The sequence below is a fragment of the Corallococcus caeni genome (assembly GCF_036245865.1).
Taxonomy (GTDB): Bacteria; Myxococcota; Myxococcia; order Myxococcales; family Myxococcaceae; genus Corallococcus; species Corallococcus caeni.
This window is the reverse complement of the sequence record NZ_BTTW01000035.1, coordinates 1-1,584: the sequence shown is the minus strand read 5'-3', so window position 1 is coordinate 1,584 and position 1,584 is coordinate 1. Positions and strand designations below refer to the sequence as shown.

1 pseudogene is annotated in these 1,584 nt (G+C 66.8%); it reads left to right on the top strand.

Features of this window, described 5'->3' with window-relative positions:
* The first annotated feature begins 105 nt into the window (after positions 1-105).
* A pseudogene (tnpC, locus tag AABA78_RS38775) lies at positions 106-1,568 on the top strand (IS66 family transposase).
* The last annotated feature ends 16 nt before the right edge of the window (positions 1,569-1,584 follow it).

Genomic DNA, 1,584 nt, shown 5'->3' with positions numbered 1-1,584 from the left:
GTAACCGTTCACCGGCTGATGCTTGGTTGAAGGGACAGCCGGGCAGCGGATGGTGGACGGGACGGCACTCGACGGCGGGGGCCGCAGAGTGGCACACCGCCACTCGTGGCGGAACTCGACCCCAGAGACGTGCGAATTGCAAAGCTGGAGGCGCTGCTGGAAGCGGCGCTGGAGCGCATCGCGCACCTGGAGGAAGAGAATCGGCAACTGCGCGAGGAGAACCGGCAGTTGAAGGAGCGGCTGAATCTCAATTCGAGCAACTCCTCGAAGCCCCCCCCTCCTCGGATGGCCCTGGTACGCCGCGCCCGCCAAAGAAGCCCACGGGGCGCAGCCCCGGTGGCCAGCCGGGACACAAGAAGCATGAGCGACGGCTGCTGCCGCCCGAGGCCGTGCAGCACGTTGTCGAGTTGCTCCCCAAGCATTGCAAGGGCTGCGGGCACCGGTTGGTGGGCAGGGATTGCGAGCCGCGTCGGCACCAGGTGGTGGAGGAGCCGCCGCTGTCTGCCGTCGTCACCGAGTACCGCAGCCACGCCTTGGAGTGCACGGCGTGCGGCACGCTGACGCGGCAGCCTGTGCCCGCGCATGCCCGCGGCGCCTTCGGAGACAGGCTGGGCGCGCTGGCCAGTCTGCTGGTGGGCAAGTACCGGCTGTCCAGACGGCTGGTGAAGGACGCCCTCTCGGACATGCTGGGCGTGGACGTGTCGGTGGGCAGCGTGGTGAATCTCGAAGGGGAGAGGACTGACGCGCTGGCCCCAGCAGTGGCCGGGGCCCGCGCGTATGTGCAGGCCGCCGACAAGGCCCACGCGGACGAGACGGGATGGGTGGAGGGACGCAAGGAGGGCCGGGGCCAACGCGTCTGGCTGTGGGTAGCAGCCACGGCCCGGGTGGTGGTGTTCCACATCGCGCGAAATCGTAGCGGCAAGGTGGCCCAAGCCCTGCTGGGGAAGGACTTCCTGGGCATCCTCACCACGGACAGGTGGAGCGGGTATGACTGGTATGACAAGGGCTTGCGCCAACTTTGCTGGAGCCATCTCACCCGCGACTTCCAAGGCTTCATTGACCGCGGAGGCGAGGGCGGCCGTCTGGGCACGCGGTTGATGCGTGAGCGCAACCGCTTCTTCAAGTGGTGGCATCGGGTGCGCGATGCCACCCTGGCTCAAGGGGATTTCGAGCAGCGGATGAAGAAGGTGCGGCGCAAGGTGGGCAGGCTGCTGCGTCAGGCCGAGGTGCGCGCGGAGAAGAAGACGGCGGGCATGGCGCGAGAAATCCTCCAGTTGGAGGAGTGCCTTTGGACGTTTGTCGATGTGCCCGGCATCGAGCCGACGAACAACTTCGGTGAGCAGTGCATCCGCCACGCCGTCATGTACCGCAAGACGTCATTCGGAACGCAAGGACCCGAAGGCAGTCGCTTCATCGAGCGCATCTTCACCGCGGTCTCCACGCTCAAGCGACAAGAGCGGGGTGTGCTGGACTTCCTGACGGACACGCTGCGCATGCACCGTCGGAGCCTACTGCCACCCTCGCTGCTGCCTCTCGCGGAGGCCCCTCAGTTCGCAAACGCAGCATGAGCCGGTGAACGGTTAC